A 16,370-nucleotide genomic window follows, 5' to 3' on the forward strand; every position below is an offset into this window, starting at 1 on the left:
GCCCGGCCTCAGCCATCGCGGCGATCGCCGCGTCGTTGCCGTAGGGATCCATGATGGCGATGACGATCGCCCCGGACTTGTAGCCGCCGATTTCCTCGGCCGTCGGCCGGCGCACCTTGAGGATGACGTCGGCGCTCGCCGCATCCGCCGCCCCGCCGATCCGGGCCCCGGCCTTCTCGAATTCCTCATCCGGCACCCGCGACCGCGAGCCCGCGCCGGCCTCGACGACGACGTCGAAACCCAGCGACTTCAGCTTTTTGACGCTTTCGACGGAGCCCGCGACGCGCGGCTCGTCGGAATCCGATTCCTTTGCGATAAAGACAATCTGGCTCAATACTCCCCCTCTCCGCCCCGCAACCAGGCCCTCGCTGAATGCGGGTACATGTTCGATTGCCGAGTCGGCGCTTGAACCGAGCCGCCCCGAATGCTCGCTCCCCAAATCAAATCCCCGATCCAAGGAGAAGCCATGCATCACTTCAATGCACTGCAGCGAGGTTTGTGCGAACCAAGGCACGGATCGCTGCAGCGACAGACACACTTCTTTCGCAGGCGGAACCTGTCCGCCGTCGAAAACTCTCCTCACGCGGTGAGGTCAGTCCGGATTGCATCCGGCGACGAAGGCAGGGGCGTCCTCCTCCCCTGCCTTCGACAGGAAATGTCGGAAAGATCGCTCAGCGCAGGAAAAAGTAGCCGGCGACGTTGAGCAGGATGAACAGCACGACGGAGCTGATGAAGCCCATGGTCGTGAAGAAGCCGGCGGCCATGGCGATCAGCAGGGCGACGCAAAACAGCGTGCCGTATTTCGTTGCGTTGAGAAAGAGCGTGTAGGTCTTCTCGTGCTCGGAATAGTCCATCGGGGCGCCCGTCTCGGCCGGTCCCGTATGATGCTCTGCCATCTCCAGTTCTCCAGAATGCTGTGGCACCGCCTTTCGGCGGTTCGCTTTGACCCACTATTCGGAACCGCACCGCGAGTGATGCGAGAGAGCGGTCCTTTAGCTTCCGCATACACAAAGCGGCGGCCCTTCGCAACGAAAACCCGCCCCACTATAGCGCCGCGCGTCTTATCAGACGCGCAAAGTTCGCTGTAACACTTTGAATGGCTGCATGTCTTTGTCCTTAAGTCGAGGTCGATCTAAGGAGACATGCAGTAGGCTGCGGCATAGTCGAACGCACATGCCGGCGAATTGTTTCGGCGTGACGCAGGCGGAACCGGAGAGGCGCCTAATCGCCTGTCTAAGCCCGCAGGAAGGAGCGGCCCTGACCCAGCTGCGCGAATCGCGCGGTTGGCAGGATCGTCAGCGGCGCAAACGGCACCTCGTCGCGCCCGGCGAACATCAGGCGGCGCTCGAACGGCTCGGAATCGAAGATCGGATAACGATCCAGAATTGACGGCCGCTGGCCGCGCACCTGCGCAACGAGGAGCGTGCCGTCGGCATTGTAGACGCCGAGGTTCTCCCGCCGCTCCACCATGGTCGCCGATCCGAAGATGCGCTTGTAGAAGGCGGCGTGGCGCGGGCGGCAGGCGGTCAGGCACCGGTCGGCGGCAAAATACTCGCAGGCCATCGCCACCGGGCGTAGCGTCAGATACGGCAGGGCTTTCAGGTCGTCGCCGAGGACCTCCGGATGGACTGCAAGCCGCCCCGGGTCGATAAGCACCATGCCCGCATCCAGGAAGACCTCGATCTCTTCGTGGAAAATCAACCCGGACGTGCTGGAGCGATGATCCGGCGTCACATGGTGGACGCGCACCGTGCTGACCAGCCTCTCGTCGAGATAGATGCCGAAGACATAGGCGCGGCTGTCGAAGTCCAGCGCGTCGACAAGCGTCGAACCGGTCAACTCCATGAGGTTCACGGCCTTGTAAGCCTTGAATCTCAGTCGTGCGATGTCCTCCATATCCTCGCCGCCTTCGACCCGCCGGTACTCGACGCGATCGAGGAGCAGCATGAGCTTCTCGGAAAAACTGCCAGAATCGGCCTGGCCCCCGTTGGCACACATCACCCCAACCCATGGTTAACAGGCGGTTAACCTATTGATGGGACGGCTGTCGGCAACAACAAAATGGCACAACTCACAATTAACGTTCTGTTAACCTTAACAAAAAGTAAATCGCCGTGGCGAACGGACGGCGAGCGGTGCACGACTGTAGCCTATTGGGGCTTAAGCGATCTGCGAGCGCGACGCTTTCGCGTTCCGTTTTCGGACAGGCGGCTTGCACAAGTCCCTGATCGCCGATGCCGGCATCGGCGCCGAAAACACGAAACCCTGGATCAGATCGGCACAGCGATAATCGTTGATGAGCTGCAACTCATCGACCGTCTCCACCCCTTCGACGACAGCTTTGAGACCAAGGGCACGGCCGAGATTGACTGCGCTGCACAGCAGCTTGAAACGGCGCGCATCGTCGCGGATGTTCCGGACGAAGGATCGATCAATCTTGATGATCGAGACGGGCAGCGCGTCGAGATAGCTGAGGCTCGAATAGCCGGTCCCGAAGTCGTCGATCGCAAGCGTCATGCCGAGCTCGCGCAACTCGTAAAGCAGCGACTGGCCCTTGGCCGGCTCATCCATCAGGCAGCTTTCCGTCACTTCGAGATGCAACCGGACCGGGTCCAAACCTGTCTCGTCCAGAGCCTTGCCGACGATCTCGACGATCTGCCTGTCGCGAAGATCAAGCACCGACAGGTTGACCGAAACCGAGACGCCGGCTGGCCAGGTCGAGCAATCGCGGCAGGCCTGCCGGAGAACGAAGCAGGTGATCTCGGTCACGAGCCCCATCTCCTCCGCAAGCTGGATGAAGACGCTCGGCGGCACCGGCCCGCGTTCCGGGTGGGTCCAGCGCGCCAGGGCCTCGCAGCATTCGACGCGCGTCCCGTCGGGCGTGAACATCGGTTGGTAGGAGACGCTGAGGGCGCCGGACTTGAGCGCTTCGCGCAGATCGCCCTTGAGCTTCTGCCGGTCGAGGTAGCGCGCATCCATCTCGGCCTCGAAAGCGGTGCACCCTCCCCTTTCGCGGGATTTCGTCTCCGCCAGCGCCAGGTCGGCCTTGATCTGCAGATCCTCGAATCGAAAAGCGCTGCTCTTGGCGATGACGAAGCCGGCGCTCATGGTCATGTAGAAGGTGAAGCCGCCGGCCTCGTAGGTGCCGCGCATCCTGGCGTGGACGTCGCGAATGCGCTCGTCGAGGTCCAGGCTGTTTTCCTTGTTGGGGAAGAAGACGACGAACTCGTCACCCATCAGCCGCGCCGCGATCGCGCCGCTGCCCGCGACATCCTTGAGGCGCTCGGCGATCGATTGGAGCAACTTGTCGCCGACCACGTGACCGCGTGTGTCGTTCACATGCTTGAATTCGGCGATATCGATGAGCAACAGCCCGATATCGCGATCAGGCACAGTGTCGCCGGCGACCGCATTGTGCGCCAGCTCGAAAAGATAGTCACGGCTCGGCAGCCCGGTCAGCGTGTCGAAGCGCACCATCTGCAGGATCTGCTTTTCCGCATGAACCCGCGCCGTCACGTCTTCGAAGATCAGCACGATCTCGCCGTTCTCGCGCCGGCTCGCCGAAAATTCGAGAAAGTAATCCTCGGAAACGGGAACGAGTGCGCGCGACCGCTTTCCCTTGAGCAGGAGGTCGAGCCGGCGAATCATGGTCGCGGTCTTTTCCGCGTCCAGCGTCATCTCGCGGGCGCCGCGCCGGAGCACCTCGTCGAGGAGCACATCCCTGGTTTCCGCCTTGTCGCCGAGCTTCAGAAGCTCGCAGGCGCGCTCATTGGCGACGACGATCCGGTTGTCGCCGTCCAGCATGAACAGGCCGTGCGTCATGTTGTTGAGGGCCGCGTCGAACTGCCCGTTGATCGATCTGATTTCCCGAGCGGCGAGGACATTGTCGTAGAGAAAGGCGCGCACGTTGTTCGCCATCTTCCAAGTTGTGAAGATGAACGGCAGGATCAGGACCGCCAGTATCAGCATATAGGGGTCGCGCAGCGTCATGAGGCCGATGACGATCGGCAGGCAGGCCGACGACGACAGCAGCAGCACCGCGCGTTCGGAGCCGTAATTGCGGCCCACCAGCGATATCATCGAGGCAAGCGTCACGGAGATGCAGGCGAGTTCCGCGAAGGAATCCCGGCTGACGGCAATGGCATAGCCACAGGTGAGGCCACAGGTCAGCGTGACGCCGATGCCACCGACAATATATCGGTTTTCCCATCTTCTGACGACGGCGCGATCGGCATGAGAGAAATCCTCGCGATCGAAGCGCCGCATGTCGAGGTTGCGGAGAGTCCAGATGACAACGATCGCAACGGCGCAGCCGAGATAGAAGGGATCGGACGTCTTCATAAAGACGAGCAGAAAGGTCACGACGTGCGACAGCATGCCGATCACCAAGGCCCGGCGATGTTGGTAGAGCGAGCTTACAGACGACAGGTAGATGTCTGTCGGGAAAGCGCCCTGTTCATTGCGCGTCATGAACCAAGCTCCGGTCTGCCGGATTGTTAGAATTTGAGGACTTAAGGAATGATTTCGTCTAACTGTCGAATATAGCTGCAGAACTCCAGAACTGGGGCAACTCGGTTTTCGTGTTTTCGGCAGAGATTCAACCTTCTCTTGCGGCCAGCTGCCAATAATGCACGGGTTTTGCAACCGCGCATAGGCATGCTTTAAGAAAATCGAAACCAACCGAACTTCCATGGTTGCTGGGCGGCCAACCGGCGCCGAATGCCTGTTGCGCGCCAGGAAACGACCGGAAAACTACTCCGGCAGGCCCTGCATGGCGCCCGCCTCTCTCCGTGGTTGACTTTGACCACGGTCTGGCGGCAAGGCTTTTCAGAACGATAAACGGAGTTTGATGATGCCGAAACCTGTCGTCGCCATACCCTGCGACTTTCGCGAATTCGACGGCAATGTCTGGCACGTGGTCGCCCATCAATATGTGCGTGCTGCCGTCGAGGGGGCTAGCGTTATGCCCTTCCTCGTTCCAGCGCTCGAAAGCGGCAATGACATCGATGAAATCCTCGATCGGGTCGACGGGGTGCTTGCCAGCGGCGCCCGCTCCAACGTCCACCCATCCCTTTACGGCCGAGACGCGACGGATGCGGATGGACCCTTCGATGCCGGCCGCGACGCGACCAGCCTCCCCTTGATCCGTGGGGCGCTCGATCGCGGCATTCCGCTGCTCGCCATCTGCCGCGGCATTCAGGAGCTCAATGTCGCGCTGGGCGGCACGCTCGCCACCGAAATTCAGGATCTGCCGGGCATTTCGGACCATCGTAAGCCGGACGTGCCCGATCTCGACATCGCCTATGGCATCCGCCAGGACGTGGTCGTCAAGGAAGGAAGCTGCCTCGCTCCCGTTCTCGGCACCGGGCGGATCCGGGTCAACTCGCTGCATCGCCAGGCTATCGCAGCCACCGCGCCCAGGCTCGCGGTCGAGGCGGTCGCAGACGACGGCACGATTGAGGCGGTGTCGGTCATCGGCGCCAAGGCGTTCGCCGTCGGCGTCCAATGGCATCCGGAATATTGGGTGCGCACCGACGGCCCCTCCGCCGCCCTCTTCAAGGCTTTCGGCGACGCGGCGCGCGGCTATCGGGAGAGCAAGGCGAAATAGCCGCTCCTAATGGCCCTTGCGCTCGAACGGCGTCTCGGCCACCGGCGTCAGCGCCCGTCCCGTGGAAAACCAAGCCTTCAGATTGTCGACGACCAGATCAGCCATGGCGTTGCGGGTGACGACCGACGCGGACGCCACATGCGGCAGCAGCGAGACGTTCGGGAGAGCGAGAAGCGCCTCCGGCACATGCGGCTCGTTCTCGAAGACGTCGAGCCCTGCCCCGGCGATGGTGCCGCTCTCGAGCGCCGCGATCAGGGCGGCCTCGTCCAGCGTCGAACCGCGGCCGACATTGATCACCACCCCTTGCGGTCCAAGCGCCGCGAGCACTTCCGCATTGACGGCCTTCGCCGTGCTCGCCGTCCCCGGTACGATGACGATCAGCGTGTCGACTGCCTCCGCCAGAGCCAAAAGGCTCGGGTAATAGGCGAAGGGCAGTTCCTCGCGCCGGCTGCGCGTGTGATAGGCGATCGGCACGCGGAACGCTTCCAGCCTGCGGGCGATCGCCAGGCCGATCCTGCCAAGGCCGAAAAGCCCGACACTCCGGCCCCGGAGCGACAGCGGCGACAGCGGAAACCCGCCGTCGCGAACCCACCGGCCCTGCCGCAGCCATTGCTCCGCCTGCGGCAGTTGCCGCACGGTGTTGAGGAGCAGCCCGATCGCCGTATCGGCGACTTCCTCCGTCAGAACATCCGGCGTATTGGTGACGACGATACCGCGCTCCGCTGCGCGGGCGACATCGACGCCGTCATAGCCGACGCCGAAATTCCCGATGATCTCCAGCCGAGGGAGGGCATCCATCAGCTCGTTCGGAAGACGACCCGAAACGGCGATGCCGACGACATCCGCCACGTCCGAAGTTACAAATGCCGCATCGGCACGCTCGATGCGCACAGTCTCGAACATCTCCGGCAGTCGCTCGAGGACGCGCGGGTTGATCTTGCCGGGCACGAGGATTCTAGGACGGCTCATCGAGGTTCCCTTTTCGGAGCGTCGCGAAAAATGCGGTGCCCGCATCCTGTTCCGACTCGGAGGAAAGGATCAAGCCGTTACCCGCAACGGACCGGTCGACTGGCGGATGCGCATTTCCGGCTTGATCAGGTGGATGCCATCCGGCTCATGGCTGCCGGAAAGCTTGTCGAGGAGCGCGCGGGCCGCACTGCGGCCGACCTCCGCCTGACCGTTCCAGACGGTCGTCAGCGCCGGCGTGGCGATCGAGGCTTCCTCGAGATCGTCATAGCCGGTGACCGAAATGTCGATGCCCGGCACGAGGCCGGCGCGGGCGATGCCGTTCATCATGCCGATTGCAACCAGGTCGTTCCAGCAAACCACGGCGGTGGGCTTCTGCGGCAGCGACAGGAGATGCACCGCCGCCTCGAAACCGCCCTGCTTCGAACGGGGCCCGGGAATACGCAGGTCCGGATCGACCTCGATATTCGCTTTGCGCAAAGCGTTGACATAGCCCTGGTAGCGGTCGCGCCCGGTCGAGGTCTGGTCGGTGCCGCCGACCATCGCGATGCAGCGGTGGCCGAGACCGATCAGATGGTTGGTGGCCAGCGCGATCCCGTAAGCGTCGTCCCCGCGGAAGATCGGCACGTCGAGGCCTTCGATCGAACGGGCGATCAGGATCGCCGGCATGCCGTTGTCCTCGGCGAGCTGAATATCCTCAGGTGGCGTGCCGATCGCCGGCGACATGATGACGCCGTCGCCGCCGAGCTGCAGCAACGTTTCGATGAAATCGCGCTGTTTCTCGACGGAATCGTAGTGATTGGAAAGAATGAAGGTCTGCTTGTCGCGATCGAGCTCCGCCTCGATCGACTTCAGGATCTCGCCATAGAACGGGTTCATGATGTCGTGCACGACGACGCCGATGATACCGGAGCGAGAGGTCCTGAGGCTCGCGGCGCGGCGATTGTAGATGTAGCCGAGAGCGCGCGCCTGTTCCTTGATCTTCTCGCGGGTGGCGATCGCCACGAGCGGGCTGTCTCTCAATGCCAGGGATACGGTCGCCGTCGAAAGGCCGAGTGTTTCCGCAATTGTCGAAAGCTTGACCTTCTGCGCCACCGTGCCCCCCGTTTGCCCGTCTATTCTGCCGGCCTGTTTTAAACCCTCTTTAAACTGTTTAAATCGCCGCTGCAATCGGGAATTGGCCATACGAGCTGCGTCAGTCGGCAGCACGCGCCGCCTGCAGGTTGCTGTCGACGACGCGCAGGAGTTTCAGAAGGGTGCGCACCTGCTTTTCAGTGAGGCCGCGCGTGGCGAGCTTTTCGGAATGCTGGCCGGCCTCGGCAATAGTCTGCAGGCGGTCGCGCCCCGGACCCGTCAGAAAGACCTTGGTCAGCCGCGCGTCGTCTTCGTCCGGACGGCGCTCGAGGAAGCCCTGAGCCTCCATGCGGCCGATCGTGCGCGTCATCGTCGGCGCCTTGACGCCGAGTCTCGCGGCGAGCGCCCCAGCAGTCAGACCGTCCGTTTCGGCCAAGGCGAGCATAACGCCGTCCTGGCCGGCATAGAGGCCGCTCTCAACGAGGTTGCGGGAAAGCACGGTGCGCATCGAGCGGGCAGCCTGGACAAGCAGCGAGGCAAGGTCGTGGTCCTGCACGTCGGCATTCAGCTCGTCTCGCTTCTTGCCGTTCTTGCCTTTCTTTTCGGCTTTGCTCTTCTTGCCCATTGGACCTCCGGCCGAATCCCTGACACTGTCTTTATAGCAAGTCGGCTTGCGAATACGAACTGTATGACTCAAATAACAATTTTACGACAATCGCCACTGAGGACCGAACAGAAATGTCGCTGCCGAAGCCCCGCTGGGAGGACAATCCCGCCGATATTCTACCGGCCGAACGGCGCAACTGGATCGCCGTTCTGCCGCTCGGCGCACATGAGCAGCACGGGCCGCATCTCCCCTTCGAAACGGACCGGCTGATCGCCGAAGGCATCGTCGACCGCATCATTGCCGGCATGCCGGACGGACTGCCCGCAACCTTCCTGCCGGCCGAACCGGTCGGCTACTCGATCGAGCATATCGACGTTGCCGGGACTCGGACGATTGCCTATGGCGAAGCGATTGCGCGCTGGCTCGGCATCGCCGAAGGCCTCAGCCGGTTGGGCATCCGCAAATTCGTGATGCTGAATGCGCATGGGGGCAATTCGCCGCTGATGACCGTCGTGGCGACCGAGGCACGCATTCGCTTCGGCATGCTGGCGGTCGCGACGAGCTGGACCCGTTTCGGACAGCCGGACGGCTGGATCGGACCCGATGAGAAGGCGATTGATATCCATGGCGGCGACATCGAAACATCGGTTATGCTGACCCTCCATCCGGACAAGGTGGACATGGCAAAGGCACGCAATTTCCCCTCCCGCCAGAGCGAGTTCCAGCAGCGTTTCAAGCATCTGCGCGCCTATGGCCCGCATGCCTTCGGATGGAAGATGGCGGACCTCAACCCGGACGGCGCGGCCGGCAACGCGGCCGCCGCCACGGCGGAGCGCGGCGAAGCTCTCCTCGGCCATGCGGTCACCGGCATCATCGAGCTGCTCAAGGACGTGCAGGCCTTCGACCCCGACGAGCTCGCGTGAGCGGATGACGGCGGCGAAAAGGCGCGCCGCACATTTGCGCATCGCTGCGTCATCTCCTATATGAAACCCCAACGAAGATGCCCGCGGCGCATCGCCAATCCTCGAGGCTCCCATGACCGAAACGACCACGCAGAAGCCGATACCCGTCACCGTGCTCACGGGCTATCTCGGCGCCGGCAAGACGACGCTCCTCAACCGCATCCTCAGCGAAAACCACGGTCGCAAATATGCGGTCATCGTCAACGAATTCGGTGAGATCGGCATCGACAACGACCTGATCGTCGAGTCGGACGAGGAAATCTACGAGATGAACAACGGCTGCGTCTGCTGCACGGTTCGCGGCGACCTGATCCGCGTCGTCGAAGGGCTAATGCGCCGTCCCGGCCGTTTCGATGCGATCATCGTCGAGACCACCGGCCTTGCCGATCCGGTGCCGGTCGCGCAGACCTTCTTCATGGATGACGACGTGCGCGCCAAGACCGAACTCGACGCCGTTGTCGCACTCGTCGACGCCAAGCATCTGCCGCTCCGACTGAAGGACAGCCGCGAGGCGGAAGACCAGATCGCCTTCGCCGATGTGGTGCTGCTCAACAAGACCGATCTCGTGACCCCCGAAGAACTCGAGCGCATCGAGGCGACGGTCCGGGTGATCAATCCCTCCGCCCGCATCTACCGGACGCAGCGCTCCGATATCGATCTCGGCAAGGTCCTCGACCAGGGGGCATTCAATCTGGAAAAGGCGCTGGAGAACGATCCGCATTTCCTCGACCAGGACGAGCATGACGATCACGTCTGCGGCCCCGACTGTGATCACGACCATCATCACCATCACCATCACCATCACCACGATCATGCCCCGTCGCCGATTCACGACGTGACGGTGCAGTCGATCTCCTTGCGTGGCGGCGAGATGAATCCGGAGCGCTTCTTCCCCTGGATCCAGAAGATCACCCAGACGGAAGGACCGAACATCCTTCGCCTCAAGGGCATCATCGCCTTTGCCGGCGACGCCGAGCGCTATGTGGTGCAAGGCGTGCACATGATCATCGAGGGCGACCACCAGCGGCCGTGGAAGGATGGCGAGAAGCGCGAGAGCCGCCTCGTCTTCATCGGCCGCGACCTCGATCGCGAGAAGCTCGAGCGCACCTTCAAGGCCTGTGAAGTCCAGGCATGATCCTCGAACACCACGGGTCATGCCGTTGAGATCCGCGCCTCCAAACGAAATCATGCTGAACGAAGAAAGCCCGACTATCTGATGCCGACCGTCGCTCCGCTCGATCTCGAAGGCCACGTCGTCGGCGTCGCCTTTCTGAAGGACATTCCCTTTTTCGCCGGGGCCGCCGGCACCATCCACCGTCTGGACCAGGGCCACAAGACGACCGACCTGCACGACGGCCTGCTGTCGCTCGCCAATGACGAAGCGACCGATACGCTCTTGACCGGCGGCGAGGACGGCAAGGTGATGCGCGTTGCGGCCGACGGCACGGCGAGCCTCGTCGCCGAGACACCGCGCAAATGGATTGCCCAGGTCGCTGCCGGCCCGCAAAAGGCGGTCGCCTATGCCTACGGCAAGACGAGCTATGTCCGCCTTGCCGACGGCACCACGAAGGAATTTTCAGAAGAACGCACAGTCGAGGGCATCGCCTTCGCCCCGAAAGGGCTGCGGATAGCGGTTGCGCGCTACAATGGCGTGTCGCTGCATTGGGTGGGAATGGCCGGCCAGCCGATCGATCTCGAATGGAAGGGCGCCCATACCGGCGTCACCTTCTCCCCCGATGGCCGTTTCGTCGTCACCACCATGCAGGAAAATGCGCTGCATGGCTGGAAGCTTGACGCGAAGCCCGGCGCCGAGGCGCGCCACATGCGCATGACCGGTTACCCGGCCAAGGTGAAGTCGCTCTCCTGGTCCGCCAAGGGCAAGTGGCTCGCCTCCGCGGGCGCCCCGGCGGCGATCGTCTGGCCCTTCCAGGGCAAGGACGGGCCGATGGGCAAGGCGCCGCTCGAACTCGGCACCCGCGGCAACACGATGGTGACGACGGTCGCCTGCCATCCGGCCGAGGACATCGTCGCGATCGGCTATGAGGACGGCATGATCCTGGCTGCCCGCTTCGCCGACAGCAAGGAAGTCCTGCTGCGCCGCCCCGGCAAAGGTGCGATCACCGCGATGGCCTGGAACGGATCCGGCCGCCAGCTTGCCTTCGGCTCGGCCGCCGGTGATTGCGGCGTGGTGGATCTGGCGGGATAGCTTGCCTCACGGTGTCGGGGGAATGCCTTCTAGCCGTTCCAACGGGGAGAGGGAACGGAGAGAACGCCGCGAATCCCCTTCGCCCCGCTGGCGGGGAGAAGGTCGCGGCAACTGGATGAGGGGCTGCCCCCGCCAATCCTCACCACTCGAGCTCCAGATGCGGCCTTCCGTTCGACGTCCTTTCGACCGTGCGGCCGCTTTCGTCGACGGTTGCCGTCACCCTTTGCCGGAAGGCCGAGAAGCTTTCGAACGTGACGACATCCACCGGCTCATCGAACTTGAACGTCAGCCGGTAATGGCCCGGCTTCGCGGTCAGCGCCTGGGCTGATAGGATTTCGCCCTTGAAGGGCTGTCCGAGGTAGCGGCCTCTGACCCGCGCGCCCAGTATCCACGGGTTGAAGGGCGGCCGGTTACCGACAGCGGCACAAAGGGTGTTCCAATCTCGATAGCCGTATTGCGCGGCGATCAGTTCGAGGGCTTTCGAGTGGCCAATCTGCTCGCCTTCGGCGGAAAGCCGGGCGCGCAAGCGTTTGGCCTGATCCTTCAGTGTCTCCAGAGATGGGAGCGCGCGTGATTCATGCGGCATGACAGGGTCTCCTGCTACGGCATGCGCTCATTCGGATGGGGGTCCGCATTGCCATCGGTTCGCATGCCGTTCCGGCGTGACCGTGTCGCAAGGAGGGACTTCACCAAAGCTTGCGCTCGCGGACGGCAGGGGCCCTCGCCCGCGGTCTGCATAAGCGGATCCGTGTGCGCTGTCAAATGTGCTGGTCCGGCTTGCGGTTCGTGAGCTTTCGACCGTGCAATTCTTCGTTGCAGCGATTTCGGAGATGTGGAACGACTGTAGGCGCGAGAGGAGATAGCCATGAACGAGACGACCATCCTTGCATTCGCCGCCGTCGCCTTTATCGGCATCGCGACACCGGGACCGACCGTGCTCCTGGCGCTGACCAACGGGTCGCGCTATGGCGTCCGCCGCTCCGGCTACGGAATGATCGGCGCGATACTTTCGGACTTCGTGCTGATCGGCGCCGTGGCGCTCGGCCTCGGCGCGCTGCTCGCCGCATCCGAATTCTGGTTCTCGGTGGTCAAGTGGCTCGGCGCCGCCTATCTCGCTTTCCTCGGCGTCACGCTGCTGCGCTCCCAAGGCACGCTCGATGTCTCGCAGGAGCCTCAGGGCACCGGAGCCTGTACGCGGCGCGCGATCTTCCTGAAGAGCTTCCTCGTCGCCGTCACCAACCCCAAGGGCTATCTGTTCTTTTCCGCCTTCCTGCCGCAATTCATCGACGTGGCGCTGCCACAAGCACAGCAATACGCCGCGCTGGCCCTCGTCTTCGCCTCGATCGATTTCATGGTGATGTTCGGCTATGCGCTGCTTGGTTCGCAGGCCCTACGCTTCCTGAAGCGCTCCGGCGCGGTCTGGCTGGATCGCGTCTGCGGCGGCGCGTTGCTGGCGCTTGCCGGTTCGCTGGCATTCTATCGTCGCGCCACCACCTGACACAGCTCGCAAAACGCGACAACGCCCCTGCCTCGCGGCAGGAGCGCTGTTCGTTGTCCGCCTCCGCAGGGTGAGAGGCGGAAAATCAGGCGGCGCGCTTGACCGGCGGCAAAGCGAGCTTCCGGCCGCTGGCGACGAGCATGCCGACGGCGCCTTCCAGCCAGTCTTCCTTGAGCTCGAGCGCCAGGAAACGGTTGCGCTCGAACGGGCCGGGCATGACGAGATGCTGCGTCCGATCGGCGAAGAAGCCGAAGCGCTCGTAGTAAGCCGCGTCGCCGACAAGCAGGACCGCACCGTGGCCGCGGTTCTTCGCCTCCTGGATCGCTACCCGCATCAGCATGCCGCCGATGCCCTTGCCCTCCTGCGCCGGATCGACGGCAAGCGGGCCGAGGAGCAGTGCGGGGACGGCGTTGCCCTCCCGGTTCACACCAGCCTCGACGTTCCAGAGACGCACGGTGCCGACGACGTGGCCGTCGGCGTCGCGGGCCACCAGGGCAAGCCCCTCGGCCGGCACGCGGCCGCGGCGCAACTTCTCCGACGACTTCCTGCGGCGGCCGGGTCCCATGGCCCGGTCGAGCAAGTTTTCACGCGCGACGACGTCGCCCGGGTTTTCCGAGTCGATTACAAAGGTGGATGGCGCGAAGAACGCGCGCAGGGTGTCAACAACAGCGGCCATCGGGGCCTCCCGTCATCAAAACCGCTTCAGGCGGACCAAGGATGATTGTGAAGTCGCCGCTCCCGCTTGAAGCGGGAGCCGGCAGGATCAGATCACATAGGCCTTCAGCGGCTCGAAGCCATTGAAGGCGACGGCCGAGTAGGTGGTCGTGTAGGCGCCTGTGCCCTCGATCAGAACCTCGTCGCCGATCGTCAGCGAGATCGGCAGCGGGTACATGTTCTTCTCGTAGAGCACGTCGGCCGAATCGCAGGTCGGGCCGGCCAGCACGCAGGGCTCCATCGCGTCGGCGTCGCGCGCCGTGCGGATCGGGTAGCGGATCGCCTCGTCCATCGTCTCGGCGAGACCGCCGAACTTGCCGATGTCGAGGAACACCCAGCGATGGCTGTCGTTGTCCGATTTCTTCGAGACGAGAACGACCTCCGCCTTGATCACGCCGGCATTGCCGACCATGCCGCGGCCCGGCTCGATGATCGTCTCCGGAATGTTGTTGCCGAAGTGCTTCTTCAGCGCACCGAAGATCGCCTGGCCATAGGCTTCGGCCGACGGAACGTCCCGGAGATACTTCGTCGGGAAGCCGCCGCCCATGTTGACCATCTTGAGCTCGATGCCCTGCTTGGCAAGCTGCACGAAGACCCGCTTGGCATCGGCGAGCGCCGCATCCCAGGCGTCGAGCTTCGTCATCTGCGAGCCGACATGGAACGACACGCCATAGGAGACGAGGCCGAGCTGGTGGGCGTAGACGAGCACGTCGACGGCCATCTGCGGCACGCAGCCGAACTTGCGCGACAGCGGCCATTCGGCGCCTTCGCCATCGGTCAGCACGCGGCAGAAGACACGGGCGCCAGGAGCGGCGCGCGCGACCTTCTCAACCTCTTCATGGCTGTCGACCGCGAAGAGGTTGATGCCGAGCGCGTGAGCGCGGGCAATGTCGCGCTCCTTCTTGATGGTGTTGCCATAGGAGATGCGAGCCGGGGTCGCACCGGCATCGAGCGCCATTTCGATTTCGGCGACCGATGCGCAATCGAAGTTGGAGCCGAGACCGGCGAGCAGGCGCAGGATCTCCGGTGCCGGATTGGCCTTCACGGCGTAGTAGATGGCGCTATCGGGCAACGCGTGACGGAAAGCCTTGAAATTGTCGCGCACGATGTCGAGGTCGACAACGAGGCAGGGGCCTTCGGGTCGTCGGGTGTTGAGGAAGTCGATGATGCGTGCGGTGGTCATGGCTATATTCCCCGATCCATTAGACTCCACAACTGTGGAGGACAAAGGGCATACGCGCGCTTGCACTGGAACCAGCCGGTGGAGACCCCGGAACCATGCATGCGCTCGATGCGCGAACGATGAATCGAAGCCCGCAAAGGCTAAGATTCGGCTTTGTCTGCCATGGATTGGAGGGAATAACCCAACCGCACTTCCGGCAATGAAGGTGTGCCTCTTCAGTAACCCCGGCTGTTGGAGAGCCGGCAGACACCAGAAAGGCCCGCACCGTCGTTGCTTCAAGATGTCCTCGCATTTCCCGGTTGGCCGGAATAGCGACTGGAGGGGTTAGTTCCAGGTACCTTACCGAGATCCTCACCTAATCGAGGGTCGGCGGACACCCACAGGCACGTGCGACTTTGGGCAAGGGCGTAGGTAAGAAAATTCGCTGTCGTAATCAAGAGTTTTTTGCCGCTTCGCCGCTAATTTTTTCTGGACCGGGCCAGAGCGGGCGTGTTCACTTTCGATGAACGACTGCAGCCGCGCCGGTGCGCGCCGCGGAGACAACCTAAGCCGGGGATTCGGCGGGGCTTTGCGGCTCCGCGCGGGTCAGAAGAGAAAGACGAATCATGGACACTTTGACCCGCATCCGCGCCTTCATCGATGTCGTGGACGCGGAGGGCTTTTCGGCGGCCGCCCGGCGCGTCGGCAAATCCAAGGCATTGCTGTCTAAATATGTCCGCGAACTCGAAGACGAGCTCGGCGCCCTGCTCCTCAACCGGACGACGCGGCAATTCTCGCTAACCGAGGCCGGGCACACCTATTACCGCTCCGCCTCCGAAATCCTGAAGGAGATCGACAATCTTGCCGATCTCGTCCGCGCCAACAATTCCGATCTGCGCGGACGGCTGCGAATCACCGTGCCGCGGACCTTCGTCGATGCGGAGATCGGCCAGTCGTTGATCGACTTCGGCCGGCAGCACCCGGAACTGTCGCTGGAAATCGTTTCCGACGATCGCTTCATCGACCTCGTCGAGGAGGGCTTCGATGTGGCGATCCGCATCACCCGGCTCGAGGACTCGACGCTGATCGCCCGCAAGCTCGACGACTTCCAGGTGCTGGTCTGCGCCTCGCCGGACTTCATGGCGAAGGCCGGTCCCTTCGCGCATCCGAGCGAGCTCTCGAAGATACCCTGCATCCTCGACACCAACGGCCGGTCCTACTCGAACTGGCGTTTCATCGAGCCGGACGGGTCGCCCTTCTCGGTCCCGGTGAGCGGTCCGATCGAGGTCAACAGCCCGCTTGCGGCAGCCCGCGCCGCGGTGACGGGCATCGGGATCGCGGTCCTCCCCGATTTCATCGCCCGGCCGAGGGTCCAATCCGGCGAGCTCGTGACGCTCTTCGACGACTACCTGCCCAAGGACCGCGGCATCTATGCCATCTATCCGCACCGGCGCTATCTGCCGACGAAGGTGCGGACTTTCGTCGATTTCCTGCATGGCTGGTTTCGCAAGACGCAATGAAGGCGCCCAGCGCTTTGCCCGGCGAAGTCCCAATTCCGTCCCATTTGCGGTAC

Annotated in this window: 15 protein-coding genes and 1 pseudogene; 6 read left to right on the forward strand and 10 right to left on the reverse strand. The window is 63.2% G+C overall.

Annotation, left to right across the window (positions count from 1 at the left end):
* From CO656_RS25405 to CO656_RS25420, 4 genes and pseudogenes are all read right to left on the reverse strand, one after another.
* Nucleotides 1-334: pseudogene (locus CO656_RS25405) on the reverse strand (NAD(P) transhydrogenase subunit alpha); the annotation flags it as partial.
* Between the two features lie 337 nt (nucleotides 335-671).
* A complete protein-coding gene (locus tag CO656_RS25410; RefSeq protein ID WP_037414394.1) occupies nucleotides 672-896 on the reverse strand; it encodes an aa3-type cytochrome c oxidase subunit IV in 225 nt (74 codons plus the stop codon).
* A gap of 337 nt (nucleotides 897-1,233) precedes the next feature.
* Complete coding sequence (locus CO656_RS25415; protein WP_097527594.1) at nucleotides 1,234-1,998, reverse strand: hypothetical protein; 765 nt, start codon at nucleotides 1,996-1,998, stop codon at nucleotides 1,234-1,236.
* Between the two features lie 162 nt (nucleotides 1,999-2,160).
* Complete coding sequence (locus CO656_RS25420; RefSeq protein ID WP_097527595.1) at nucleotides 2,161-4,470, reverse strand: EAL domain-containing protein; 2,310 nt, start codon at nucleotides 4,468-4,470, stop codon at nucleotides 2,161-2,163.
* Nucleotides 4,471-4,852: 382 nt separating this feature from the next.
* Here CO656_RS25420 and CO656_RS25425 point away from each other — a divergent pair, with 382 nt between their 5' ends.
* Nucleotides 4,853-5,608, forward strand: a complete 756-nt coding sequence (locus tag CO656_RS25425; RefSeq protein WP_097527635.1) for a gamma-glutamyl-gamma-aminobutyrate hydrolase family protein — start codon at nucleotides 4,853-4,855, stop codon at nucleotides 5,606-5,608.
* A 6-nt stretch (nucleotides 5,609-5,614) separates the two neighbouring features.
* Here CO656_RS25425 and CO656_RS25430 read toward each other — a convergent pair whose 3' ends face one another.
* From CO656_RS25430 to CO656_RS25440, 3 genes are all read right to left on the reverse strand, one after another.
* Nucleotides 5,615-6,577, reverse strand: a complete 963-nt coding sequence (locus CO656_RS25430) for a 2-hydroxyacid dehydrogenase (protein ID WP_097527636.1) — start codon at nucleotides 6,575-6,577, stop codon at nucleotides 5,615-5,617.
* A 69-nt stretch (nucleotides 6,578-6,646) separates the two neighbouring features.
* The gene (locus tag CO656_RS25435; RefSeq protein ID WP_095677992.1) at nucleotides 6,647-7,669 is read right to left on the reverse strand and encodes a LacI family DNA-binding transcriptional regulator; all 1,023 of its coding nucleotides are present in this window, start codon (nucleotides 7,667-7,669) and stop codon (nucleotides 6,647-6,649) included.
* Between the two features lie 100 nt (nucleotides 7,670-7,769).
* Entirely contained in the window at nucleotides 7,770-8,273 is a 504-nt protein-coding gene (locus CO656_RS25440; protein ID WP_037414389.1) for a MarR family transcriptional regulator, read from the reverse strand.
* 113 nt (nucleotides 8,274-8,386) lie between these two features.
* On the opposite strand from CO656_RS25440, the gene CO656_RS25445 reads away from it, so the two are divergent.
* The 3 genes from CO656_RS25445 (at nucleotide 8,387) to CO656_RS25455 (ending at nucleotide 11,423) form a co-directional block, all read left to right on the forward strand.
* Nucleotides 8,387-9,178, forward strand: coding sequence for a creatininase family protein (locus CO656_RS25445; RefSeq protein WP_097527596.1), 792 nt, complete (start codon nucleotides 8,387-8,389; stop codon nucleotides 9,176-9,178).
* Between the two features lie 112 nt (nucleotides 9,179-9,290).
* On the forward strand, nucleotides 9,291-10,352 hold the full coding sequence (locus tag CO656_RS25450) for a GTP-binding protein (RefSeq protein ID WP_097527597.1): 1,062 nt from the start codon (nucleotides 9,291-9,293) through the stop codon (nucleotides 10,350-10,352).
* Nucleotides 10,353-10,433: 81 nt separating this feature from the next.
* Nucleotides 10,434-11,423, forward strand: coding sequence for a WD40 repeat domain-containing protein (locus CO656_RS25455; protein WP_037414383.1), 990 nt, complete (start codon nucleotides 10,434-10,436; stop codon nucleotides 11,421-11,423).
* Nucleotides 11,424-11,562: 139 nt separating this feature from the next.
* Here CO656_RS25455 and CO656_RS25460 read toward each other — a convergent pair whose 3' ends face one another.
* The gene (locus tag CO656_RS25460) at nucleotides 11,563-12,009 is read right to left on the reverse strand and encodes a glyoxalase superfamily protein (protein ID WP_037414381.1); all 447 of its coding nucleotides are present in this window, start codon (nucleotides 12,007-12,009) and stop codon (nucleotides 11,563-11,565) included.
* Between the two features lie 279 nt (nucleotides 12,010-12,288).
* Between CO656_RS25460 and CO656_RS25465 the strand changes: the two genes are divergently transcribed.
* The gene (locus CO656_RS25465; RefSeq protein WP_037414379.1) at nucleotides 12,289-12,921 is read left to right on the forward strand and encodes a LysE family translocator; all 633 of its coding nucleotides are present in this window, start codon (nucleotides 12,289-12,291) and stop codon (nucleotides 12,919-12,921) included.
* Nucleotides 12,922-13,006: 85 nt separating this feature from the next.
* Here CO656_RS25465 and CO656_RS25470 read toward each other — a convergent pair whose 3' ends face one another.
* Together CO656_RS25470 and odc2 are read right to left on the reverse strand one after the other, a co-directional pair.
* On the reverse strand, nucleotides 13,007-13,597 hold the full coding sequence (locus CO656_RS25470; protein WP_097527598.1) for an N-acetyltransferase: 591 nt from the start codon (nucleotides 13,595-13,597) through the stop codon (nucleotides 13,007-13,009).
* A gap of 87 nt (nucleotides 13,598-13,684) precedes the next feature.
* Nucleotides 13,685-14,818 (reverse strand): ornithine/lysine decarboxylase, encoded by a 1,134-nt coding sequence (gene odc2 / locus CO656_RS25475; RefSeq protein ID WP_097527599.1) that lies wholly within the window; start codon nucleotides 14,816-14,818, stop codon nucleotides 13,685-13,687.
* Between the two features lie 605 nt (nucleotides 14,819-15,423).
* Between odc2 and CO656_RS25480 the strand changes: the two genes are divergently transcribed.
* Complete coding sequence (locus CO656_RS25480) at nucleotides 15,424-16,317, forward strand: LysR family transcriptional regulator (protein WP_037414373.1); 894 nt, start codon at nucleotides 15,424-15,426, stop codon at nucleotides 16,315-16,317.
* Nucleotides 16,318-16,370 lie beyond the last annotated feature (53 nt).

The sequence above is a fragment of the Sinorhizobium sp. FG01 genome, from assembly GCF_002531875.1.
GTDB classification, from domain to species: Bacteria; Pseudomonadota; Alphaproteobacteria; order Rhizobiales; family Rhizobiaceae; genus Sinorhizobium; species Sinorhizobium fredii_C.

Coding starts and splice junctions, on each gene's coding strand:
- CO656_RS25410 (WP_037414394.1), bottom strand. CDS start 896: ATGGCAGAGCATCATACGGGACCGGCCGAGACGGGCGCCCCGATGGAC.
- CO656_RS25415 (WP_097527594.1), bottom strand. CDS start 1,998: ATGTGTGCCAACGGGGGCCAGGCCGATTCTGGCAGTTTTTCCGAGAAG.
- CO656_RS25420 (WP_097527595.1), bottom strand. CDS start 4,470: ATGACGCGCAATGAACAGGGCGCTTTCCCGACAGACATCTACCTGTCG.
- CO656_RS25425 (WP_097527635.1), top strand. CDS start 4,853: ATGCCGAAACCTGTCGTCGCCATACCCTGCGACTTTCGCGAATTCGAC.
- CO656_RS25430 (WP_097527636.1), bottom strand. CDS start 6,577: ATGAGCCGTCCTAGAATCCTCGTGCCCGGCAAGATCAACCCGCGCGTC.
- CO656_RS25440 (WP_037414389.1), bottom strand. CDS start 8,273: ATGGGCAAGAAGAGCAAAGCCGAAAAGAAAGGCAAGAACGGCAAGAAG.
- CO656_RS25445 (WP_097527596.1), top strand. CDS start 8,387: ATGTCGCTGCCGAAGCCCCGCTGGGAGGACAATCCCGCCGATATTCTA.
- CO656_RS25450 (WP_097527597.1), top strand. CDS start 9,291: ATGACCGAAACGACCACGCAGAAGCCGATACCCGTCACCGTGCTCACG.
- CO656_RS25455 (WP_037414383.1), top strand. CDS start 10,434: ATGCCGACCGTCGCTCCGCTCGATCTCGAAGGCCACGTCGTCGGCGTC.
- CO656_RS25460 (WP_037414381.1), bottom strand. CDS start 12,009: ATGCCGCATGAATCACGCGCGCTCCCATCTCTGGAGACACTGAAGGAT.
- CO656_RS25465 (WP_037414379.1), top strand. CDS start 12,289: ATGAACGAGACGACCATCCTTGCATTCGCCGCCGTCGCCTTTATCGGC.
- CO656_RS25470 (WP_097527598.1), bottom strand. CDS start 13,597: ATGGCCGCTGTTGTTGACACCCTGCGCGCGTTCTTCGCGCCATCCACC.
- odc2 (WP_097527599.1), bottom strand. CDS start 14,818: ATGACCACCGCACGCATCATCGACTTCCTCAACACCCGACGACCCGAA.
- CO656_RS25480 (WP_037414373.1), top strand. CDS start 15,424: ATGGACACTTTGACCCGCATCCGCGCCTTCATCGATGTCGTGGACGCG.